Source organism: Pontibacter vulgaris (assembly GCF_022758145.1).
GTDB lineage: Bacteria > Bacteroidota > Bacteroidia > Cytophagales > Hymenobacteraceae > Pontibacter > Pontibacter vulgaris.
In genome coordinates, this window is sequence record NZ_JAJVDH010000005.1 from 277,721 (window position 1) to 297,475 (window position 19,755).

General features: G+C 43.8%; 19 protein-coding genes. 10 read left to right on the forward strand and 9 right to left on the reverse strand.

Annotated features, from left to right (window positions below; translation table 11 throughout):
- Positions 1 to 70 precede the first annotated feature (70 nt).
- The 4 genes from LWP20_RS13645 to LWP20_RS13660 all read left to right on the forward strand — a co-directional run bounded on the left by LWP20_RS13645 (position 71) and on the right by LWP20_RS13660 (position 3,488).
- Positions 71 to 898, forward strand: a complete 828-nt coding sequence (locus LWP20_RS13645) for a rhomboid family intramembrane serine protease (RefSeq protein ID WP_242928709.1) — start codon at positions 71 to 73, stop codon at positions 896 to 898.
- A complete protein-coding gene (locus tag LWP20_RS13650; RefSeq protein ID WP_242928710.1) occupies positions 876 to 1,613 on the forward strand; it encodes a TVP38/TMEM64 family protein in 738 nt (245 codons plus the stop codon). The genes LWP20_RS13645 and LWP20_RS13650 overlap by 23 nt, the downstream gene beginning before the upstream one ends.
- Positions 1,614 to 2,138: 525 nt before the next feature.
- Complete coding sequence (locus LWP20_RS13655; RefSeq protein ID WP_242928711.1) at positions 2,139 to 2,651, forward strand: RlpA-like double-psi beta-barrel domain-containing protein; 513 nt, start codon at positions 2,139 to 2,141, stop codon at positions 2,649 to 2,651.
- Positions 2,652 to 2,924: 273 nt separating this feature from the next.
- A complete protein-coding gene (locus LWP20_RS13660) occupies positions 2,925 to 3,488 on the forward strand; it encodes an HD domain-containing protein (protein WP_242928712.1) in 564 nt (187 codons plus the stop codon).
- 83 nt (positions 3,489 to 3,571) lie between these two features.
- On the opposite strand, the gene LWP20_RS13665 is transcribed toward LWP20_RS13660, so the two are convergent.
- Entirely contained in the window at positions 3,572 to 3,763 is a 192-nt protein-coding gene (locus LWP20_RS13665; protein ID WP_242928713.1) for a hypothetical protein, read from the reverse strand.
- Between the two features lie 169 nt (positions 3,764 to 3,932).
- On the opposite strand from LWP20_RS13665, the gene LWP20_RS13670 reads away from it, so the two are divergent.
- Complete coding sequence (locus tag LWP20_RS13670) at positions 3,933 to 4,901, forward strand: sterol desaturase family protein (protein ID WP_242928714.1); 969 nt, start codon at positions 3,933 to 3,935, stop codon at positions 4,899 to 4,901.
- Between the two features lie 36 nt (positions 4,902 to 4,937).
- Here LWP20_RS13670 and LWP20_RS13675 read toward each other — a convergent pair whose 3' ends face one another.
- The gene (locus LWP20_RS13675; RefSeq protein ID WP_242928715.1) at positions 4,938 to 5,378 is read right to left on the reverse strand and encodes a DUF4890 domain-containing protein; all 441 of its coding nucleotides are present in this window, start codon (positions 5,376 to 5,378) and stop codon (positions 4,938 to 4,940) included.
- Between the two features lie 117 nt (positions 5,379 to 5,495).
- A complete protein-coding gene (locus LWP20_RS13680; RefSeq protein ID WP_242928716.1) occupies positions 5,496 to 6,545 on the reverse strand; it encodes a nucleoid-associated protein in 1,050 nt (349 codons plus the stop codon).
- A 280-nt stretch (positions 6,546 to 6,825) separates the two neighbouring features.
- On the opposite strand from LWP20_RS13680, the gene LWP20_RS13685 reads away from it, so the two are divergent.
- Entirely contained in the window at positions 6,826 to 7,503 is a 678-nt protein-coding gene (locus LWP20_RS13685; RefSeq protein WP_242928717.1) for a porin family protein, read from the forward strand.
- 139 nt (positions 7,504 to 7,642) lie between these two features.
- Positions 7,643 to 8,641, forward strand: coding sequence for an alpha/beta fold hydrolase (locus LWP20_RS13690; RefSeq protein WP_242928718.1), 999 nt, complete (start codon positions 7,643 to 7,645; stop codon positions 8,639 to 8,641).
- A gap of 4 nt (positions 8,642 to 8,645) precedes the next feature.
- Here the strand turns inward: LWP20_RS13690 and LWP20_RS13695 are convergent, their stop codons facing one another.
- Positions 8,646 to 8,876, reverse strand: coding sequence for a hypothetical protein (locus tag LWP20_RS13695; protein ID WP_242928719.1), 231 nt, complete (start codon positions 8,874 to 8,876; stop codon positions 8,646 to 8,648).
- Between the two features lie 227 nt (positions 8,877 to 9,103).
- Between LWP20_RS13695 and LWP20_RS13700 the strand changes: the two genes are divergently transcribed.
- Positions 9,104 to 9,475, forward strand: a complete 372-nt coding sequence (locus LWP20_RS13700) for a hypothetical protein (protein ID WP_242928720.1) — start codon at positions 9,104 to 9,106, stop codon at positions 9,473 to 9,475.
- A 122-nt stretch (positions 9,476 to 9,597) separates the two neighbouring features.
- On the opposite strand, the gene LWP20_RS13705 is transcribed toward LWP20_RS13700, so the two are convergent.
- The 4 genes from LWP20_RS13705 to LWP20_RS13720 form a co-directional block, all read right to left on the reverse strand.
- The gene (locus LWP20_RS13705; RefSeq protein WP_242928721.1) at positions 9,598 to 9,978 is read right to left on the reverse strand and encodes a hypothetical protein; all 381 of its coding nucleotides are present in this window, start codon (positions 9,976 to 9,978) and stop codon (positions 9,598 to 9,600) included.
- A 357-nt stretch (positions 9,979 to 10,335) separates the two neighbouring features.
- Positions 10,336 to 11,694, reverse strand: a complete 1,359-nt coding sequence (locus tag LWP20_RS13710) for a DEAD/DEAH box helicase (protein WP_242928722.1) — start codon at positions 11,692 to 11,694, stop codon at positions 10,336 to 10,338.
- Between the two features lie 352 nt (positions 11,695 to 12,046).
- Positions 12,047 to 12,451, reverse strand: coding sequence for a response regulator (locus LWP20_RS13715; RefSeq protein WP_242928723.1), 405 nt, complete (start codon positions 12,449 to 12,451; stop codon positions 12,047 to 12,049).
- Between the two features lie 8 nt (positions 12,452 to 12,459).
- Positions 12,460 to 15,801 (reverse strand): PAS domain-containing protein, encoded by a 3,342-nt coding sequence (locus tag LWP20_RS13720; RefSeq protein WP_242928724.1) that lies wholly within the window; start codon positions 15,799 to 15,801, stop codon positions 12,460 to 12,462.
- A 381-nt stretch (positions 15,802 to 16,182) separates the two neighbouring features.
- Here LWP20_RS13720 and LWP20_RS13725 point away from each other — a divergent pair, with 381 nt between their 5' ends.
- Together LWP20_RS13725 and LWP20_RS13730 are read left to right on the forward strand one after the other, a co-directional pair.
- Positions 16,183 to 18,417 carry a heavy metal translocating P-type ATPase gene (locus tag LWP20_RS13725; RefSeq protein ID WP_242928725.1) on the forward strand — a complete coding sequence of 745 codons (2,235 nt, stop codon included), beginning with the start codon at positions 16,183 to 16,185 and terminating at the stop codon, positions 18,415 to 18,417.
- Positions 18,418 to 18,460: 43 nt separating this feature from the next.
- The gene (locus tag LWP20_RS13730) at positions 18,461 to 18,670 is read left to right on the forward strand and encodes a heavy-metal-associated domain-containing protein (protein WP_242928726.1); all 210 of its coding nucleotides are present in this window, start codon (positions 18,461 to 18,463) and stop codon (positions 18,668 to 18,670) included.
- A gap of 70 nt (positions 18,671 to 18,740) precedes the next feature.
- Here the strand turns inward: LWP20_RS13730 and LWP20_RS13735 are convergent, their stop codons facing one another.
- Positions 18,741 to 19,751, reverse strand: a complete 1,011-nt coding sequence (locus tag LWP20_RS13735) for a PorP/SprF family type IX secretion system membrane protein (protein ID WP_242928727.1) — start codon at positions 19,749 to 19,751, stop codon at positions 18,741 to 18,743.
- Positions 19,752 to 19,755 lie beyond the last annotated feature (4 nt).

Genomic DNA, 19,755 nt, shown 5'->3' on the forward strand with positions numbered 1-19,755 from the left:
TTGTAACTAATAGTTATGCTAATGCTGTAGTTCCTGAGTATATTCAACTTAAGTATTCAGTAAAAATTTAATGCAGAACCCCACACACATAGCAATAGATAGCAGCCCGCGCTTTGCCTACAGTTTTTTACCCGGAGCTCTGTTTGTAGCATTGCTCTGGCTTATCAGTTTGATGGCCTACTTTACAAACGCCGATCTTACCTGGCTGGGAGTGCTGCCGCATCGTTTTGTTGGGTTAATAGGTATTTTTACAGGCCCGCTGGTGCACAGTGGTTTAATGCATTTACTTTCCAATTCTTTCCCATTGCTGTTGCTGTCGGGGTTTATACTTTTCCTGCACAGGCCGGTAGCTGTTCGTGTGTTTGTACTGGTATACTTCCTGAGTGGTATACTTACCTGGTTTATCGGGAGGCAATCATATCATGTGGGCGCAAGCGGTGTAGTGTATGGCCTGGCAGGCTACCTGCTTTTTAATGGGTTATTTAGTCGCAACCGGGCAGGCTTGGCAGTGGCACTGGCGGTGCTGTTTTTATATGCAGGCCTTTTTCAGGGATTGTTTCCTACTGAAGAACGCATATCCTGGGAAGGACACCTGGGAGGTATGCTGGCAGGGCTGGTAGCTGCTATTTCCTATAGCCATGAAACTGCCAAACAGCGGCATCATGAATTGCACCAAACTATGAGCCCCGAACAGCACCAGAGCAGCACTTTAGGCCAGCATCAAAGCCGTTATAAGGTAAGCTATACTATAGGGTATACCGCATCTCAAAAAAGCCAGCAGCACATTTATACTTTAAACGCCGCGAAAGACCTGGCCCATACTTCAACCACACAAGCTATTGTACCGTCTTACACTTTAACTTATAAAAACAAGGATGACGGAAAAACAGAAATATAAATTACAGCAGCATCAACCAGATGAAATAAAGGAAAGCAAATGGCCGATGATAATTACCGGTGGTATTATTGCATGTTTGGTCGCTGCTTATTTTATTTTCCCGGGCGTGCATCAGGCCATGAAAGAAGGCTGGACGGTACTGACCAGTGGCGATCAGGAGCGGATTTCGGATTGGGTAAGTCAGTTTGGTTTCTGGGGGCCATTCCTGATTGTACTGGCCATGGTGGTACAAATGTTCCTGGTGGTTGTAAATGTTGTGCTCCTGATGCTGGTGGCTATACTTGCATATGGCCCGGTTTGGGGGTCTGTGATAGCCTTGATAGCAGTGTTGGTAGCATCTACTATTGGATATTTGATCGGGCGCAGTATAGGGCAGGCTGGTGTACGGAAGCTTATCGGAACAAAATCAGAAAAGAAAGTATCTGATTTTGTAAACAGGTATGGTGTCTGGGCCATTATAGCTGCTCGTATTTCCCCGTTTTTGTCGAACGATGCGGTTAGTTTTGTAGCCGGCTTAACAGGTATGAGTTTTGTACGGTTTATGGCTGCTACACTGGCCGGCATTGTGCCCCTTACTATACTGCTGGCCTGGCTGGGAGAAAACTATGAGCGGCTTAAAACCGGGCTGATCTGGGTTGGGGGTATTAGTTTGCTGCTTTTTGTTGCCTATGTGCTCTATGATAAGTATCTGAACAAACACAAAGACGCTTCCTGAAATATAAATTAAATTGTACTGATAGTAAGCCTCTGGAGATGTTATCCTCGCTTCAGTTGAAAAAATTAAAGACTTCTAAAACAGAAAAGCCGGTTAAAGTATAGCCGGCTTTTCTGTTTTAAAAATTGCTGGTATACCCCGATATGATACTTACATCTACCATAGTTTCGAACTGCTGGTGGTATGATTTTCAAAACCTGGTTGCCTGATAAAAAGCTAATGATATTTCGGTTTACAAGAAGCAAATTTTGCAGAATAATCATATCTGGTAAAATGCTTTTTTTGAGTTTAACAGATGATAATTTCGAATATGGTAAAACATATAAAATACAGGCTTTATTTAAGTAAAAAGTTAGTATTTTGATTGTAAAATTATATTATATATAGTAAAAATTATAATGTATAAAATTTTGTGTAAAAACTACTTTTTTTAGGCTGTCAGGCAACTTTGTAAAACCTATCTGATTTCGTGTCGTTTAAGCGGGTTATTGTTACGAAAATGATGTTCAACGAAACGGATTGCTTATGTTTAGGCTAAAATTACTGGCAGCTGTATTCTCCATTTTTGTGGCGTTTGCTGAAGAGATGTCCCTGTTAAGGGCCGAGACCCCAGAACCGAAGAAAGAAGTAAAACCACTTGACTGGCCACCCGAGCTAACCCTACAACCGGAAACACCCACTCCCGAAATTACCCCAGTACCACTTACCCTTACTGTTTCCGCCTCAGTATACCATCCCGAACCGAGCCAAACTGACTCTACACCTTACATCACGGCAGATGGTTCAAAAATCAACAAAAGACATCCTGGAAGACACCGCTGGATAGCCATATCCCGGGACTTGCATAGCCGTTGGGGTGGCCAGCTGAATTTTGGCGATTCCCTTTGGGTAAGCGGCATATCTGAAGATATGGATGGTTTATACATTGTGCGCGATACTATGAACAGAAGAATACGCAACCAGATTGATATTCTGGTAGGAAGAAAAGACGGCGTAATGGGCATGTGGGACAATGTTCAGATAGCTAAGCTCGATTAAACTAAGGCGGGTATTAGCTAAACCAACTCCATTTTAATTGCCTGATTTAACCCTTAAAGCTACTCGGGTATAAAACTGACGGTTTGATTTTGCAAACGTGTCAAGTACAAGCAGGCATTTAAAGCTATTACAGAGCTGAATTAACTGATGCACGATTATACTTTGGCAGATAACGTAAGCTGGTAATACCACTAATTTAAGACGCATGAAGTATAAACTGTTTGTGGCAAGAGCCCGGAATCTGTATATTAGGTGAGTAAATTAACTATACCTATGACCAGAGAAGAAGCCCAGACTATACTGCAGCAGATGACAACCAGCGACAGCCTGCTACGCCATGCACGAACCGTATCATTGGTAATGGAGGCTTATGCCGCTAAGTTAGGCGAGAACCAAGAGGAGTGGGCTATTACCGGCCTGCTACACGATGCTGACTACCAGGCTTACCCGGAACAGCACCCTAACGTGATCGTAAACCTGTTGCGCGAGCGTGGGGTAGAAAAGATAGCCCATGCCATATCAGCGCACTATACGCACTGGGGCGTGCCTTACGAAACTACCCTGGATAAGGGCCTGCTTGCTTGTGATGAATTAACCGGATTTATAGTTGCCTGTGCGCAGGTGCGACCGCAAAGGCTGGAGGGGCTGGAGCCAAAATCAGTAATTAAAAAGCTGGCTCAGAAAAGTTTTGCAGCCTCTGTAGACCGCGATGAAGTACGCATAGGAGCTGAGTTGTTTGGTGTGGAAATGAGCGAACACGTCGGCTTTATTATTAAGGTATTACGGCAACACCAGCTAGAACTGCAACTACAACCACAAGTAAGCAAAGAAGTATAGTTTTTATACTTCTCAACTATAAGCTATCGCCGGCTTTATACTTGCACAAAGTATAAAGCCGGCGATGTTATTTTCTGTAGCGGCTAAGCGCTGTAATCTTTTAAAATTTCGAAAGCTTCTTTATCGCTTTCAGCCTCCACAATCTCATTAATTACAAACTGGATTTCCTGCTCTGTCCAGTTTTCTTTCTCAGCTGCCTTTACAAACACATCGAGTGCTGCAAACCGTGATCCGGATGCCGGTAAAACTACCTTTAGTTTCTTCTTAATTCGCATATGTTCTTCTGTTTTATATCTATCGTCTAGCCCGAATTTATACTTTGCAAAACAGGTTTGCTTCCGGCCAGAAAGCTCCTTGTTAGCCGCAAAGCTACTTGGTGCACTAACTCTTTACAAGGTTACCCGTTCTATAAGCTATACTTTGGGGAGGTAAAGGTAGTGAACTATGGAAAAAGAAACTTTTACTTTTGAACAGATTAGCGAGCTTGACAACCACACCATCATGCATTATGCGGCGCCTGTTATAATAGTGGCCGTGCTGATTGAGTGGTTAGTTGGCCTTTACCGCAAACGAAATTATTACGATAGCAAAGACTTTACAGCAGCACTGGTAATTGGGGGCATAAATACATTGCTGAGCGTCGGTTTTAAAGTTTTGTTCTTTTACATAACCATGGCCATCTACAACATGGTGCCTTGGGCAGTACCCCGGTCGTGGTGGGGGTTTATACTTTGTTTTATAGCCGTAGACTTTTGCCGGTACTGGGCCCACCGTATATCGCATGAGCAGCGCTTCTGGTGGGCAACCCATGTTACGCACCACTCCTCCGAAAAAATGAACTTCTCCGTATCGTTTCGTACAGGCTGGACCCAGCAAATAAAGTTTATTTTCTTTTTGCCTGTTCCTTTCTTGGGCATAGACCCGATCACTTTTTTTATTTGCCACCAGATTGCCGTGTTGTACCAATTCTGGGTTCATACAGAGCTTATTGGCAAGCTTCCTGCTGCTATAGAATACATCTTTGTTACCCCATCGCACCACCGTGTGCATCACGGCTCCAATGCGCTTTATATCGATAAGAACTATGGCTCTACCTCAATTATCTGGGACAGGCTTTTTGGAACGTATCAGGAGGAGGTGGAAAGGCCCGTATATGGCTTAACCAAACCTATAGGGTCCTACAACCCGTTTTACCTCGTTTTTCATGAGTGGCTTGATATCTGGAAAGATTTGAAAGGGGCCAGCTCTCTAAAAGATATGTTTAACCTGCTGTTTATGCCGCCCGGCACGCTGGTTACAGAGAGGCAACGAAAAAATGAGGTACTTGAAAGTATAAAAACTTCGCCGGGCTATACTGTAGTTGAGCCCGCTTTAGAATTTGATAAAAGAGAGCAACTGCCACAGGGAGTATAAAAAGGAAAAAGCACGACCTGGGCCGTGCTTTCCATCTTAGTTTTGATCCTGCAAGGCAGCAGCGCCCTGCCTCGCCGACGGGCTGCTTTGTACCTCGCGTGGTACACCCATTTTCTCTTCGCGGCGTTGCTGGTATTGTTCAAATTGTGGCTGCGTCAGTACATCTTTAATCCTGGATAGGCGGGTCTGGCTGATTATGTCCATTTGCTGCACTACCTGTTTCGGATCCGCTTTATACTTCTTCTGCACCTTTTCGGCGTTGCGCATGCTCTCCAGGTTAATAGCCTGTACTTTCTTTACCTGATCAGGTGTAAGGCGCAGGTTCTTGGCCATGCTGGCTGTTATGGCTTCGGCACGTTGCTCCAGTGTTTTGGCAGGAGCCTGCGTTGCCTGGCTGGCTGGCTTTTGCTGTGCAGTTTGTGCAAAGGTGCAGGTAGCTGCAGCAGTAAAAAGTATGGCAAGGGCGATTTTCTTCATAATATCTTTTTCTTACTCCTGGTTCTGTACTTCAAAAATTGTTCCTGAATTGGCTTAAGCGTATCGTTTTCCTCTAACAAAGTATAAACTGCTATGGTTCGGGGCAGGTTAATAACGCTATGATTCCGAGTGAAAGTATACTTTGTAAAAGTGCATGCCGCGCTCCTGGTCAAAACCCCGCTCTACGTATTGCTCGCTTTGCTCCGGGTTATAGCCGCTAAACTTTATCTCGATCTGTGTATCAAGCTTAATAAAGTTTCGGAATTTGCGCTTCATGTTACGCACCGTGTTTTTGTTGATGGCAAAATCAGTAAAGCCTTCTATGTCGCGTTCTTCGGCAAAAGCCTGAGTATAGTTTTTAAAGCGTTCTGCTGTTTCGGGCTCATCTATTACGCTGCTGGTAAATTCTTCCAGGTCAAAGGTTTCGCTTTTAGAGAAATAGTCTACCGAGCGGCTTATAAAATCTACCTGTGCTTTTTTGCTTTCCGTTTTTGCAAACACTTCCTCCGAGAAATCCTTGCAAAGGTTAAGGGCAGTTTTGGTATTAAAGTTTGTATCCTTTAGCTCTGTTACGTTCAGGAAATCCTCTTTCCAGAATTGCGCATCAGTGCTGTTAGAATCTACCAGTTTTACCCTGAAACCATCTTCAGTTTCTATGTTAAAAATCAGGCAGCCCTTGTCCACGCTTTTCAGGTTTACACCGGCATGGTAATTCACGCTCAGGTCGTTGTCGCTATCCTGAAAGGTGAGGAAAGTATCTTTGTTCTCTGATTTGAAAATGCCGATAGCATCTACCAGCTGGTCGTCCATCATGCAGCCGGTAAAATACGCTACATATAACTCGCCGCTCTTCACTTTCGGGTGGTCCGACTGCTCGTACAAGTGGTTTAGGATGTGTACCGTGTAAGCATAGTATTTAGCCGGCTCATTAAACATAAGTGCTGCATAGGCAAACATCTCGTTCAAGGCCAGGTCCGAAGTATGGGTAAAGCGGTAAAACTCCTCCTGCTTAAACGGCGACAGAAAATAACCTAGTAAAAGCTGATGCAGCTGTTCATCCTGCAAATCAACCATCTCTTTCGAGATTACCACGCCTTCGTCTTTTGCTTTATTGCCTACCCGGTGCACGGCCAGTTGTTTCAGGGTTACCTGTGCTTTATCATTCATACTTATACTTTGTTTTTGCTACCACCAAAGGTTGCTGTTGCGGGTGCAAAGGTAAGGGCATCCGGGCTTTGGCCCAACACTCGCACATTAAAATCCTCCCCGCAAGCTATTATTGTTTTAATATAGTATGGTTTAGTTGTTAATTTATTGTTAGTCAGTTTGTTAAATATAATGCTATAAGTAAGTTATACTTGGTTTCGGATTCTGGCATGGTTTTTAATAATGATTCATCGGGCAGCGCGGCTTATTAAACATAGGAATTATTATTTAGGAGAAAACCATGAAAAGGATATTTTTACTTATAGCAGTTGTGCTTGGCTTTGCAGCCACTGAAGTAAGCGCGCAGCAGCAGCCGGTTAGGTTCGGTATAAAAGCCGGTGTAAACCTGGCCGAGTGGGAGGGAGAGACTGTGAACAGTGCCCAGGATTTAATTGAGATGACGGATGGCTCGGTTTCGCGTAAAATGCGGGAGGGTTTTCATGTAGGAGGTTATGTAACTATACCTGTAGCGCCGGGCTTTGAAATTGAGCCGGGGTTATTATACTCGCAAAAGGGTACTAAACTTATTGGTAAGCTCCCGATTGAGCAGGTTGAGTTTCTGAATGCAACAGTTACGCTAACTAACAAAGCAGAATACATTGATCTGCCGGTGCTGGCTAAAGTATACGTAGGCGAAGGTTTTCATATTTATGCAGGGCCGCAGGTTTCATACCTGGTTTCTAATAAAATACAGGCCGAGGCTGGCGCATTAGGATTTAAAGCGCTTAACCGCGAATGGGATGTGAAAAACGGTTTTAACGAGTTTGATTTTGGCCTAACAGGTGGTTTGGGCTACCGCTTCAACAGTGGTTTTAACCTGAGCGCCGGTTATGATTATGGCCTCAATCCAATTGATGAAAAAGGCAATTTCGAAACCTACAACCGCGTTATTAAGGCATCGGTAGGCTTTACTTTCTAATTGCGGTGAATAATTAAGAGTGAAGTTTAGTTTTTTGGTGAATGTTTGGTAGCCCCTGCAATAGTAGGGGCTACTTTATTATATAGGCTTAACTAATCAGCAGCATTAGTAGTAAAAGAAGCTGACTAAAAGTATACCTATGAAAATGAAAAGTATAGTTGCCTTTATACTGTGTATAGTAGTTTTCAGTGTGCAGGCGCAGCAAAAAGCTACTGTTTATAACGCCACCTTAGACGAGTATAAATACCCTTACCCGGTAAAACATTTTGAGGTTAGTATAGAGGGGCAACCATATAAAATGGCTTATATGGATGTGGCTCCCGTCAAAAAAATGCAGAACCCGCAGGCGGTATTGCTGCTACATGGCAAAAATTTTTTTGGAGCTTATTGGGCAGCAACTATAAAATACCTCACCGAAAATGGCTATCGGGTAATAGTGCCCGATCAGATTGGGTTTGGTAAATCAGATAAGCCGGAAATCTACTATACTTTCCATCAGTTGGCGCAGAATACTTATAAGTTGCTGGAAAGCCTTCAGATTAATAAAGTAACTGTAGTGGGGCACTCCATGGGAGGTATGGTGGCAACCCGTTTTGCACTTATGTACCCTAATGCAACAGCCGCTTTGGTACTAGAAAACCCGATTGGGCTGGAGGATTACCGTTTGTTTGTGCCTTACCGTAACCTGGAGGAACTTGCGAAAGAAGAGCAGAACCGTACTGCCGAATCTATCCGGAATTATCATAAAACCTATTATATTTCCTGGAAGCCAGCTTATGACGAATGGGTGCGGGTGCCTTCAGCTCAACTTAAAAGCCCGGATTACCCTAAAGTTGCAAAAGCCTCTGCTCTTACATACGCCATGATTTTTGAGCAGCCGGTAGTATATGAGTTCAGGAATTTAAAGGTGCCGGTTATGTTGGTAATTGGGCAGGAGGACAGAACAATTGTGGGCAAAGGCTATATTAAAGAACCTGAGGTAATAAAATTGCATGGCCAGTACCCTGAGTTAGGAAAACAGGTAGCAGCTGCTATACCTGGTGCTAAATTGGTAGAGTTGCCAAATGTTGGTCATATTCCGCACATCGAGGCACCAGACCAGTTTCATAAGGCTTTATCAGGGTTTATTAAAAAGTAATGTTTTAATGATGATGGTGATGATCGTGGCCATTGCCTGGTTTGCTGTTATAGTTTACATAAGTGCCGATGGCAAAAAATGTGAACCAGCAGATATATAATGCATTAAAATTATCTACCGATTTACCTAAGAAGAGCAGGATAAGGTTCGCTACCAGCGTCATGACCAGGCCAGTGGCAGCCACAAACTGGTAAGAGTTCATCTCCCGCGGATCGTAAATTTTCGATAATTTCATGAGGTCAGGTTATAGTATGATCTTAGGCATAACACAATGCAGGCAACAGAGGTGCCATTTTAATTTGTAAAGATAAGTATACTTAGCGTGTTTACTTTCTTTGCCAACATTATAACTGGTCAATTTATGTAATCTTTTAGGTTCTACAGCATAAGGCCCAAACCTGTTGATTTGAACATGCACAGGAGGAGCGCGTATACAAATATTCGAACCAGAAATTTCAGATTATGTCAATAAGAGAAGAAGATCAGCAAAATACACCCGGTAAGGTTAAAAATGTAAACGACGATTTTAACCAGCGCATGGCACCCGGTAATCGTCCAGACCCTTCAGCAAAACGTAATGTTGGGAAAGATGGCGCATTAGAACGAGAAGGGCAGAAAGACAAACTTGAAAACCTGCACATTCAAGGCAACGAAACCACAGGCTACGGTGCTAACGATAAAACCGAAATCGAATCTTTTGCACAAGGCCCGGGGTTTGAGTATGAAGGCAGCGATACTGCCATGGGCGATAGTGTAAACGGCATACGTAGCCAGGACCAGCCTTTGGGCAGCGATAAAACTAAACCAAACGACGCCGACCAAAGCCGGATTTAATTTTATATCTATAAAAAAGAAGCGGGCAACTATGAAGTATAGTTGCCCGCTTCTTTTTTATGTTGCGGATAAGATAAAGGCCTCCTTCTTCAGCTGGCCTTTATCATCCGTTGGGTTGGTTGCTATTTTTCGTTGGCAGCTGCCATATATGCTGCGTTTTGGCGAGATTTATAAGCATCGTAAGCTTGCAGCTGGTTAGGGGTAAGTATAGTTACTACCGCTTTTTCATAAACTGTTTTCAACTCTGTAAGCTTCGCATCACGCGCAGCCAAATCCTGGGCAAAAGCAATTCTTATTTCCTCGGTTTTAATCATGTGCTCACGGTTTAACGCTTTTAGCTTAATATATTCCGGCTCATTTAAGCGTAGTTTTTCTGCCATTTCCCGTGTCATTTCAGTGCATTTAGCCTCTGCTTCACGGCTTAGTGTTTGGCCAACAGACTGAGCAAAAGAATTTGTGTAGCAAAGCAAGGCAGTTATAGCTATAAGTAAAGTTTTTTTCATGGTTTTAAGGGTAAGTTATATTGTATTTGAACTATATTTAGTGTTTGGTATTTTGTGTTATTGTAATAGTTATATAAATATATTTTGGATTATTTACGAGGGTAACAGCAGGTAGTTGTTGTAGAATCAATAAAAAAGTTATATATAGTGTTTGTTATTTGTTTTATCTAATTTTGTATGGCAATTATTTAATTTACATTAATATTTTATTTTTTATATATTTTGATTAGTATATAAAAAGTTATACTTGTTAAAACTGAATTAATTGTGCTTTGTCGGGGAATTTGCCTGGGGTTGAAGCATAAAAAAAGCCCCGGCTATTTTAGCCGGGGCTTCCCATTTATTTGTTAAGCTTTGTTAAGCTTCTCTTTTATTAACTGTAGCGTTGGTTCGGTTGTTTTTACTTTGGCCCTGGCTGCGGTTCTTATTGCGCCAGTTGCCATTGTTACCTGTGCCATTATTGGCACTTCCAGCTGCATTGCTGCTTCTGTTGCCATTTCCATTGCCGCCATTTCTTCTTTGCTGCTGGCCACCATTGCCTTTTGCTTTTGGTGGCGCAATGGCTCCTTCCGGCTGTGCTGATACGTAAGGGTGTTCCTTATCAACAGGCAATTGCTTCTGAATCAGCTTCTGAATATCGCGCAGGTAAACACGTTCTTCTAAATCGCAGAACGAAAGGGCAATGCCTTCGTTGCCGGCACGGCCGGTGCGGCCAATACGGTGCACATATGTTTCAGGCTCATTAGGCAATTCAAAGTTTATCACATGCGAAAGTTCTTCCACGTCAATACCACGGGCCGCAATATCGGTTGCAACCAAAACGCGGGTGCTGCCTGCTTTAAAATTGCTAAGCGCGCGTTGTCTTGCATTCTGCGACTTGTTACCATGTATAGCTTCGGCCTGTATTTCTACCCGGTTCAGTTCTTTAGCAACGCGGTCAGCACCGTGCTTGGTGCGTGTAAATACAAGGGCGCGTGCAATATTGCCTTCTTCCAGTATATGGCGTAACAAAGCACGTTTATCGTTTTTCTCTACCATGTATATCATCTGCTCTACTTTGTCAGCAGTAGATGAAACCGGTGTAACTTCCACTTTTAACGGATCAATTAAGATCGTGTCAGCAAGTTTCTGGATTTCGGTTGGCATGGTAGCCGAGAAGAATAGCGACTGGCGCTTTATTGGCAACAATGGAATAATACGCTTTATATCATGTATAAAACCCATATCCAGCATACGGTCGGCTTCATCCAGCACAAACAGGTCGATATACTTCAGGTTAATGAATCCCTGGCCAATTAAGTCCAGTAAGCGGCCCGGCGTTGCGATAAGCACATCTACACCTTTGCGCAGTACCTGTGTTTGAGCATGTTGCGATACGCCGCCAAAAATTACGGTGTGCTTAATGTTTGTGTTTTTGCCGTAAGCTGTAAAGCTTTCTCCGATCTGGATAGCAAGCTCGCGGGTTGGGGTAAGTATAAGGCACTTAATAGATGCGTATACTTTCTTACCTGATTGCTGCTTGTTATGCAGCAACTGCAGAATAGGAAGGGCAAAGGCAGCTGTTTTACCAGTACCAGTCTGGGCGCAGCCTAACAGGTCGCGTCCGGCCAATACTTTTGGTATAGCTTGCTGCTGTATAGGCGTGGGGTTAGTATAGCCTTCTGCCTGCAATGCCTTCAGTATAGGATCTATTAAATTAAGTTGATCAAATGTCATATATAAATTTTGATAATAATCTCCAAAGGTACTGCTATATTTTAGCATACCATTTTTTATTTCACCAGTGATGTGGCAGAAGAAAAGAGAGGAGGTCGGCTTGATTAAGTATGTAACGCTACAAGGGTAGTAATAATTCAATAGCCGTAGCTTATACTCTGAGCCTGCTGGTATAGATAAGGCAACGCTTTCTGGCGGTACGGGAGTATGATTTGAAAGGAAGTGTGATTTATACCTTTAACTTAAAGTTTATAACTGAAGGAAGCTCAGAGTTGGAAGTATAGAGGTTTGTTAAAGTATAGATGTTTGTTAATCAAAAAGCCCCGGCATTTTTTGCGTCGGGGCTTTTTGATTAAATAAATTCATCTTTTATAAACTCCAGAATTTCAGGGGAAAGCGGCTTGGAGAAAAAGTCCTTTACCTCTTCCAGGCTTTTAGCGCTTACAATATCTTTCCTGTCTACTGCAGACGAAAGCATGAATAGGTTGCAGCGGCCTGTTACCTCTTCCGGAAGTTTGCGATACTCATCAATAAAAGACCAGCCATCCATGCCTGGCATGTTAATATCCAGGAAAATAAGTTCAGGAAAACTGGCAGGAGCTTTTTCTGTAGCTTCTTTCAAAAAGCTTAACGCCTCTTCAGCCCATTCAAAACTAATAACTTCCTCTGCGAACTTTTCATTTTTGATAATGCTCTCGCAAACAAAATTGTTTACCTGATCGTCATCTATCAAAACTACCCTTCTCAAAGTACTCATTTATTTACCTAACTTTTAAAATACACATGAAAGGTTGTACCCACACCCACCTGGCTTTCTACCTCAACTTTACCTCCAAGTAGCTCTGTTTGTGTTTTAACTAAATGGAGGCCAATGCCTTTGCCTTCTTTGTCGTGGTGAAAACGTTTGTACAGACCAAAAACTTTTTCTTTCTCTTTTTCCAGATCAATTCCCAGGCCATTATCGCTGACCATAAGACAAATATAACCATGTAAGCGCAAAGTTTTTACCTGTAAGTATAACTTTCTGTCCGGCGAACGATATTTTAACGCATTTGATATCAGATTTAGCATAATACTATAAGCATAACTTCTGATAGTTAGCAGGGTAGGGGCATCTTCAAAATCATATTCCAGGCGGGCATCCGATTTTTCCAATTCATCAGACAAGCCATCTTTTACATGCTCCAGCAGTTGGCAAAATGCTACTTCTTCCTTTACCTTGTTTATCTCGCTACGGATGGTAAGTATATCGTTCAGGTCGCGGATGGTTGAATCCAGCAACTTCGCCGATTTAAACAGGTTATCAATTACACGGTTATTCAGTAGTTGATCAGGGCGTTTACGATCGTATATAGAAGTAAGGCCCAGTATGTTGGCAATAGGCGCCCGCAGGTTATGCGAAACAATGTAAGCAAACTGTTGCAGGTTCTGGTTTTGTTTCAGTAACTGCTCGGTCAGGTCGTTGCGTTTGTTTTCGGCAATTTTATACTCTGTCATGTCCGATGCAGAGCCATCGAGCCTGATCACATTTCCTTTTTCATCAAGCTTAGGTGATATGCGTAACATCAGCCATTTTATAACCCTGTCGCGGCGAATAATGCATACTTCGCATTGCTGGCTTTGCCCGGCCAGTAAATTAGGAATGATCTGGCCTAATAACTGCTGTTTATCCTGGGCGCGCATAATGCTAAACCATAGTTTCGGATTCGCCATGAAATCTTCCACGGTATAGCCGGTTAGCTCATGGCACTGTTGGCTGATGTACGTAAGTACGGCATCTGTGCCCATAGAGAAAATAACTTCGGGAATGTTTTCCAAAGTGGATTGTAGCAGGTTTTTAGCTGCTCTTACCTCTTGTTCTCTTTTTATTCGCTCCGTAATATCCTGAACTGTAGCTGTTACTCGAATAGCATTGCCATTCTCATCCCTGATTATTTCGCCGATATGGTAAAGGTATCTTACGGTACCGTCGGAATGCAAAATGCGGTGTTCCAGCCTTAGTTCACTGTTATTGGCAAGTGCCTCGTTATACTTTTCCAGCGCCATAGCACGGTCCTCCGGGTGAAAGCGCATTACTACATTGGCAAATGTTGGCCTGAAATCAGATTTGGAAACACCATAAATATGGTATACTTCATCCGAGAAGTGTAGCAATTCGCGTTGCAGGTCATATTCCCAGTTGCCAAAATGAGCCAGTTGCTGTGCACGTTCCAACTGTGCCTCGTTGCGCTTTATCGTTTCAATGGCCTTTTTACGCTCCGATATGTTATTTATACTTAACGAAACAGCCTGTACTTTACCCCTTGAGTTGAACACCGGCCTGAACGCAATTTCATGCCAATAGCTGCCATTGCCGGTTTCGTATACTATAGTTTCTCCCTGTATAGCCTGCGCATGGTGTTTCAGTATTTCCTGCTTCAGCGATGTGTCTACAAATTCAAGTATACTTTGTCCTGTTTGTAAATCTTTAAGCAGATAGCTCTTTACTTCTGTTTGGGCTACAGCATTAAAAGAAACTATATTCAGGTGCTCATCTAACAAATAAATTGCCTGTGGCGAGCTGTTATGCAGGGCACGCAGGTTGGCTTCGCTTTCGGCCAGTTTTTCCTGGGCCTCTTTCTGGAAAGTGATATCAATAAAAGTACCGTTCCAGATAATAACACCATTCTCTTTCAGGGTTGGCATACTGTGGCCACGCAGCCATTTCCATTTTTTCTGCCTGGCATGCCATATCCTGAACTCCAGCATCCAGGGGGTTAAGGTTTGGTAAGATTGCTGTGTTGATCTCACCATGGCAGGTACATCCTGTGGGTGCAGGTCTTTGAATAGCTTGTCGGGGTCGGCGTATACTTCTGATGGGTGTACGCCATACAATTCAACAATACCTTCGCTTACGTAAGGGAAGCTGAACTTTTGGTTGCTATCCATCTGAAACTGGTAAACTACGCCCGGTAAGCTGGAGCTGATCTCGCGCAGCTGCTTTTCATTATGCTCTATAAGCTTTGAAGCCTGTACGCGTTCCTCTATATTAACAGCAATGGCCAACCTCGGGTGATGGTCGGCCTGCTCAGGCAAGGGGTGTGATATTACCTCTACCGTAAAAGTTGTGTCGTCTTTGCGTTTGTGGCGCAAGGTGTCAGTTGCTGAGGCAAAGCGGTTTGTTCTGGATAGCTGGCGCTGCGATTGCTCTATTTCATCCACGGGCAGTAAGTCATAAAAAGTCATCTCCAGGAATTCCTCCCGTGTATAACCATACTCATCTGAAGCAGCCTGGTTTACCGCTATAAATTTACAAGTATGCTGATCGTACACCAGCATAGGCAGCGGGTTGTGCTCAAACAGCATTTTATACTGGCGGCTGCTTTCGTTAAGGGCCATTTCAAGTTGCTGCCGTTCCTGTATCTCGGCATTCAGAAGCAAATTGTCGCGCCGGAGCCTTTTAATCACATGCCGTAGCAAAAGGGCACCTGCCAGAGCTAAAAAGAAAGTAAGTATAAGCAGGAGTTTATACTTCCGTACTGCACCATTAAAAGACTCTACCGCATGGTCGCCATTGCCTTGTATAGTGTCCCGGATACCTGCGCTTAGTTCTTTAAGTAAATGCTGATGTACCTGGTAGGCTGGTGTAAGTACCTGTATGTTATAGGTTTGGGTTTCCTGTAGTTTGCCCTGCTGGCTTAGATCGAGCTGTTGCTTAATGTGGTCCTGGTAAATGCGCTGCTCGCTTATAAAAGCATGCAGTATTTTTTCATGTTCCCTGTCCTGCAGGAGCTGATCAAGTTTATTTAAGGCTACCTGGTGTTGCGCATTAATGATGTCTATGTCTTTGGCATAGCGTAATTTTAACTCCGGATTAGCGGTAGACAGGTGCTCCAGTACTTTATTATAGATCGCGTCTTCGTTCTCGTGCAGGCTGTTTATCAGGTCCAGTTTATACATGGCATCGGCAACCATGGCATTATAGTTAATCTGAACTTTACGCGCTCCTAAAAATGACAACATACTTACAGCAACCAGCGCAGCAAGCAAAACACCAAACGCAACAGCTACGAATTTGATGGTTTTGCCGCTATGGTAAGCAATGTTTAATCTGTTTCTGAATATCATGTTAAAGCTTTGCGCCTGATTGCCTGTGCTTCTAATCTTCCAATTTAGGAACATATCTTTAGAAGGACAAACCAGTAGGTATGCATACCTACCAGATTATTAGCAAAATTTACCCTCTTTTTAGTTCCATTTTAAATACATCGGGCTTATAAAATCTATATTTATAATAGCTGTGCTTATACTTTAGGAAAGTGTTGTGTGATAGCAGCATAGTATTAAAATCAGTACTTACAATTGTAGTTACAACCTATTTTTTATCTAAAAACCGTACAAAAGTGTATTGCATTAAAATCTGTAAACCTTATCCGGAAAAGTGTAATGAAAACGCAATAGTGCAGGTGTATCTTTGTAACATCAGAAATTAAGAAAGGAGACACCACGATGGAAACCCTGACATCTAAAAAATATAAAAAAGCATCCTTTCCGGTAGAGGGTATGTCATGCGCCTCCTGCGCCTCAAGTATAGAAAGTATGCTGAAAGCCCAGGAAGGTGTGCAGGAGGCAAACGTGAACTTTGCAGGTAAAACGCTACAGGTTGCCTATGAGCCATCCAGAATATCGCCTGTGCAGCTGCAGGCCACTGTTAAAGAAATAGGCTTTGACCTGCTGATAGAAAAGCAGACGGAGGAAGAGATAGAAGCGCGGCAGGCCGCCGCACTAGCCGAGTTGAAACGAAAGACCATTGCTGCAGCTATACTTGCCTTTCCGGTTTTCGTGCTGGGCATGTTCTTTCATGATACCTTTAGCTGGGGCAACTGGGCTATGCTTATACTTACTGCGCCAGTGCTGCTTTGGGCCGGGCAACGCTTTTTCGTTAACGCCTGGTTGCAGGCCAGGCACGGCCGCGCCAACATGGATACGCTGGTAGCCTTAAGTACAGGTATAGCATTTATTTTCAGTTTTTTTAATACGGTTTACCCACACTTTTTTATGAGCCGTGGCCTGATGCCGCACGTGTACTACGAAGCGGTAGCCGTGATCATTGCTTTTATACTTCTGGGGAAATACCTGGAAGAAAATGCTAAAAACAGGAGCTCCTCTGCTATTAAAAAGCTAATGGGCTTGCAGCCAAAAACGGTTAGAGTATTACGTGATGGAGCAGAAGCCGAGATAAAAATTGAAGAAGTGCAGGTTGGCGACCGCGTGTTGCTTCTTCCCGGCGATCGTGTGCCTGTTGATGGTGAAGTTGCGTATGGGGCTTCTTACCTTGATGAAAGTATGCTTAGCGGAGAGCCATTGCCGGTGCAAAAACAAATAGGAGATGCCGTTTTTGCCGGTACCATCAACCAAAAAGGAAGTCTGCAGCTAATTGCTCAGAAAACCGGAGGCGAAACTATGCTGGCCCATATTATTAAAATGGTGCAGGAAGCACAGGGAAGTAAAGCGCCTGTTCAAAAGCTAGTAGATAAAATAGCAGGTATTTTTGTGCCGGTAGTGTTGGGAATAGCTATACTTACCTTAATAACGTGGCTGGTGCTGGGAGGCGAGGCTTATCTTACAGAGGCATTGTTGTCTACAATTTCGGTGCTGGTAATTGCCTGCCCTTGTGCCTTGGGCCTTGCAACGCCAACCGCCATTATGGTAGGCGTGGGCCGCGGTGCAGAAAATGGTATCCTTATAAAAGATGCTGAAAGCCTGGAGCGTGCCCACCAGACCAATGCTGTTATACTGGATAAAACCGGAACTATCACCTTGGGTAAACCTGCTGTTACAGATGTTATCTGGGGTGATGGTATTACTGAACAGGAATTGCTGGAGCGGGTTTTCTACTCTATAGAAGCACAATCAGAACACCCGATAGCACAGGCAATTTATACTTTCTATAAAGAGGCAGGCGTAAATGCAGTACAGCCAAACTATTTTAACAGCCTGACAGGTTTAGGTATAGAAGCTGAGTTTGAAGGAATACGCTACTTTGCCGGCAATGAGAAGCTATTGAAACAGTATAATGTTCAGTTGCCGGATGCCTTACTTCAGGCAGCAGAAACGCTGCAACAGGACGCTAAAACCGTTATCTTTTTCGGAAATACAAAGCAGGCACTGGCTGTATTTGCCGTAAGCGACCCGATAAAGCCAACGGCTGCCGAAGGTATAAAAGCCATGCTGGATGCTGGCCTGGAAGTATACATGCTGACAGGTGATAATAAGCAAACAGCCGCTGCAGTTGCCAGGCAGGTAGGTATAAAACAGTATCAGGCCGAGTTGTTGCCAAACGATAAAGCAGCTTTTGTGAAGAAACTGCAGAACGAAGGAAAATCTGTAGCTATGGTAGGTGATGGTATAAACGATGCACAGGCACTTGCCACTGCCGATATAAGTATAGCCATGGGGCATGGTACTGATATTGCTATGGATGTAGCTGGTATCACGCTCATGCGCTCCGACCTGACCCAAGTAGCCACAGCGGTAAAACTTTCACGGGCGACGGTACAAACTATCCATCAGAACCTGTTCTGGGCGTTTTTCTACAATGTGATCTGTATACCGGTTGCTGCCGGCGTATTGTTCCCATTCACAGGCTTTCTGCTCAACCCCATGATTGCCGGGGCAGCAATGGCCCTGAGCTCTGTATCGGTGGTAACAAACAGCCTGCGCCTGCGTGCCAGAAAAATCTAACTCTTAAAGTATAAAAATTGTTGAATTGATAAATAAGCTAAATATGAAGACCTATAAATTTAAAACCACGATAAATTGCGGTAGCTGCATTAAAGCTGTAACGCCACACCTGGAAAAACTGGAAGGCGTAGAAACCTGGAACGTAGATACTGCCAATCCGGATAAAATTCTGGAAGTAACAACAGCTACGTTGGATGCGCAGGAAATTAAAAGCACGGTGGAAAAAGCCGGTTTCAAAGCAGAGCAAGTATAAATCCTGACCTGTAAAAACAGAAAAAGCAGCTACTTATAGCTGCCTTTTCTGTTTTATACTTTCGTACACTTTACCAGGCCCATTGCGGACAAACTACTTTAGCTGTATTGCGCAGCTTAAAGCCAAGTATAACTTCGTGGCTACCTGCATTTGCCTGACCAAGCGGAGAGGTGCTGGCATCATAAGAATAAGCCAGATCAAGTAAGGGGCTGATGTTTATACCTGCCATTGCCGATACAGATTCCTGGTGGCGGTAGGATGCGCCCGCCCAGATCCTGTTTGCATAAATTACTTTGGCTGTTGCATCTACAGAGGTGTTAGGCTGTGCTATTTTCACCATAAAAGAAGGCACTATAGATAAATAAGGAGTTACATCCAATCGGTAGCCACCTGTAACGTAATAATGCTTCTGCAAAGTGCCGCTGTTATCTTCTGCCGTAGTTGTAGTTACATACTGGCGTTTAGCCGGAACAAGTTGCGCGCCAGCCACACCAAGGTAAAAATCAGAAGCATATAACCATAAGCCCATGTTCAGGTCAAACTTTATTTCATTCACACGCCCGTCAAGTATAGCCGGATCGTTGCTGTTTATTACGCGCACGGCTGCCGGGTCCAGGCTGTATTGTATAAGACCGGGTGCCACGCCCGCTGAAACGCGGATCCTTCGGGTGAGGGGCTGGTGGTAAGCATAGCTAAAGCTCAGGCTGCCTCTTTTTAATGGGCCTGTCTCGGTGCTCATGGCCATGGCGCCTATGCCGTGGTGCGGACGCAGACGACGGTAAACAGGCTTTTTAGTGCTCGACTCTTTTGGTATAGATACACCTCTGCCACCGCGGTAAGTGGCAGTCATATCCTTCATAATAGGCATGTGAAAGGTAGCATAGTATGAAACCGGGGCTCCCTCCAGTCCAGACCATTGCTGCCTTGTGCCTAGTTTCAGGTCTCCGTAATCTTCTATACCTGAAATGGCAGGGTTTGCCAGATAATTGTTTAAAGTGTACTGCGAATATTGCGGCCTTTGTTGGGCATAACCTATACTTGCCAGCAAAAGCAATAATCCAAGGGCTAAAAGTTTATTCATAGGT

Excerpts from the sequence above, each read along its gene's own strand:
- LWP20_RS13725 (WP_242928725.1), top strand. The coding sequence starts at position 16,183 with ATGGAAACCCTGACATCTAAAAAATATAAAAAAGCATCCTTTCCGGTA.
- LWP20_RS13715 (WP_242928723.1), bottom strand. The coding sequence starts at position 12,451 with ATGAGTACTTTGAGAAGGGTAGTTTTGATAGATGACGATCAGGTAAAC.
- LWP20_RS13685 (WP_242928717.1), top strand. The coding sequence starts at position 6,826 with ATGAAAAGGATATTTTTACTTATAGCAGTTGTGCTTGGCTTTGCAGCC.
- LWP20_RS13655 (WP_242928711.1), top strand. The coding sequence starts at position 2,139 with ATGTTTAGGCTAAAATTACTGGCAGCTGTATTCTCCATTTTTGTGGCG.
- LWP20_RS13660 (WP_242928712.1), top strand. The coding sequence starts at position 2,925 with ATGACCAGAGAAGAAGCCCAGACTATACTGCAGCAGATGACAACCAGC.
- LWP20_RS13675 (WP_242928715.1), bottom strand. The coding sequence starts at position 5,378 with ATGAAGAAAATCGCCCTTGCCATACTTTTTACTGCTGCAGCTACCTGC.
- LWP20_RS13735 (WP_242928727.1), bottom strand. The coding sequence starts at position 19,751 with ATGAATAAACTTTTAGCCCTTGGATTATTGCTTTTGCTGGCAAGTATA.
- LWP20_RS13720 (WP_242928724.1), bottom strand. The coding sequence starts at position 15,801 with ATGATATTCAGAAACAGATTAAACATTGCTTACCATAGCGGCAAAACC.
- LWP20_RS13680 (WP_242928716.1), bottom strand. The coding sequence starts at position 6,545 with ATGAATGATAAAGCACAGGTAACCCTGAAACAACTGGCCGTGCACCGG.
- LWP20_RS13665 (WP_242928713.1), bottom strand. The coding sequence starts at position 3,763 with ATGCGAATTAAGAAGAAACTAAAGGTAGTTTTACCGGCATCCGGATCA.
- LWP20_RS13730 (WP_242928726.1), top strand. The coding sequence starts at position 18,461 with ATGAAGACCTATAAATTTAAAACCACGATAAATTGCGGTAGCTGCATT.
- LWP20_RS13670 (WP_242928714.1), top strand. The coding sequence starts at position 3,933 with ATGGAAAAAGAAACTTTTACTTTTGAACAGATTAGCGAGCTTGACAAC.
- LWP20_RS13705 (WP_242928721.1), bottom strand. The coding sequence starts at position 9,978 with ATGAAAAAAACTTTACTTATAGCTATAACTGCCTTGCTTTGCTACACA.
- LWP20_RS13690 (WP_242928718.1), top strand. The coding sequence starts at position 7,643 with ATGAAAATGAAAAGTATAGTTGCCTTTATACTGTGTATAGTAGTTTTC.
- LWP20_RS13710 (WP_242928722.1), bottom strand. The coding sequence starts at position 11,694 with ATGACATTTGATCAACTTAATTTAATAGATCCTATACTGAAGGCATTG.
- LWP20_RS13695 (WP_242928719.1), bottom strand. The coding sequence starts at position 8,876 with ATGAAATTATCGAAAATTTACGATCCGCGGGAGATGAACTCTTACCAG.
- LWP20_RS13645 (WP_242928709.1), top strand. The coding sequence starts at position 71 with ATGCAGAACCCCACACACATAGCAATAGATAGCAGCCCGCGCTTTGCC.
- LWP20_RS13700 (WP_242928720.1), top strand. The coding sequence starts at position 9,104 with ATGTCAATAAGAGAAGAAGATCAGCAAAATACACCCGGTAAGGTTAAA.
- LWP20_RS13650 (WP_242928710.1), top strand. The coding sequence starts at position 876 with ATGACGGAAAAACAGAAATATAAATTACAGCAGCATCAACCAGATGAA.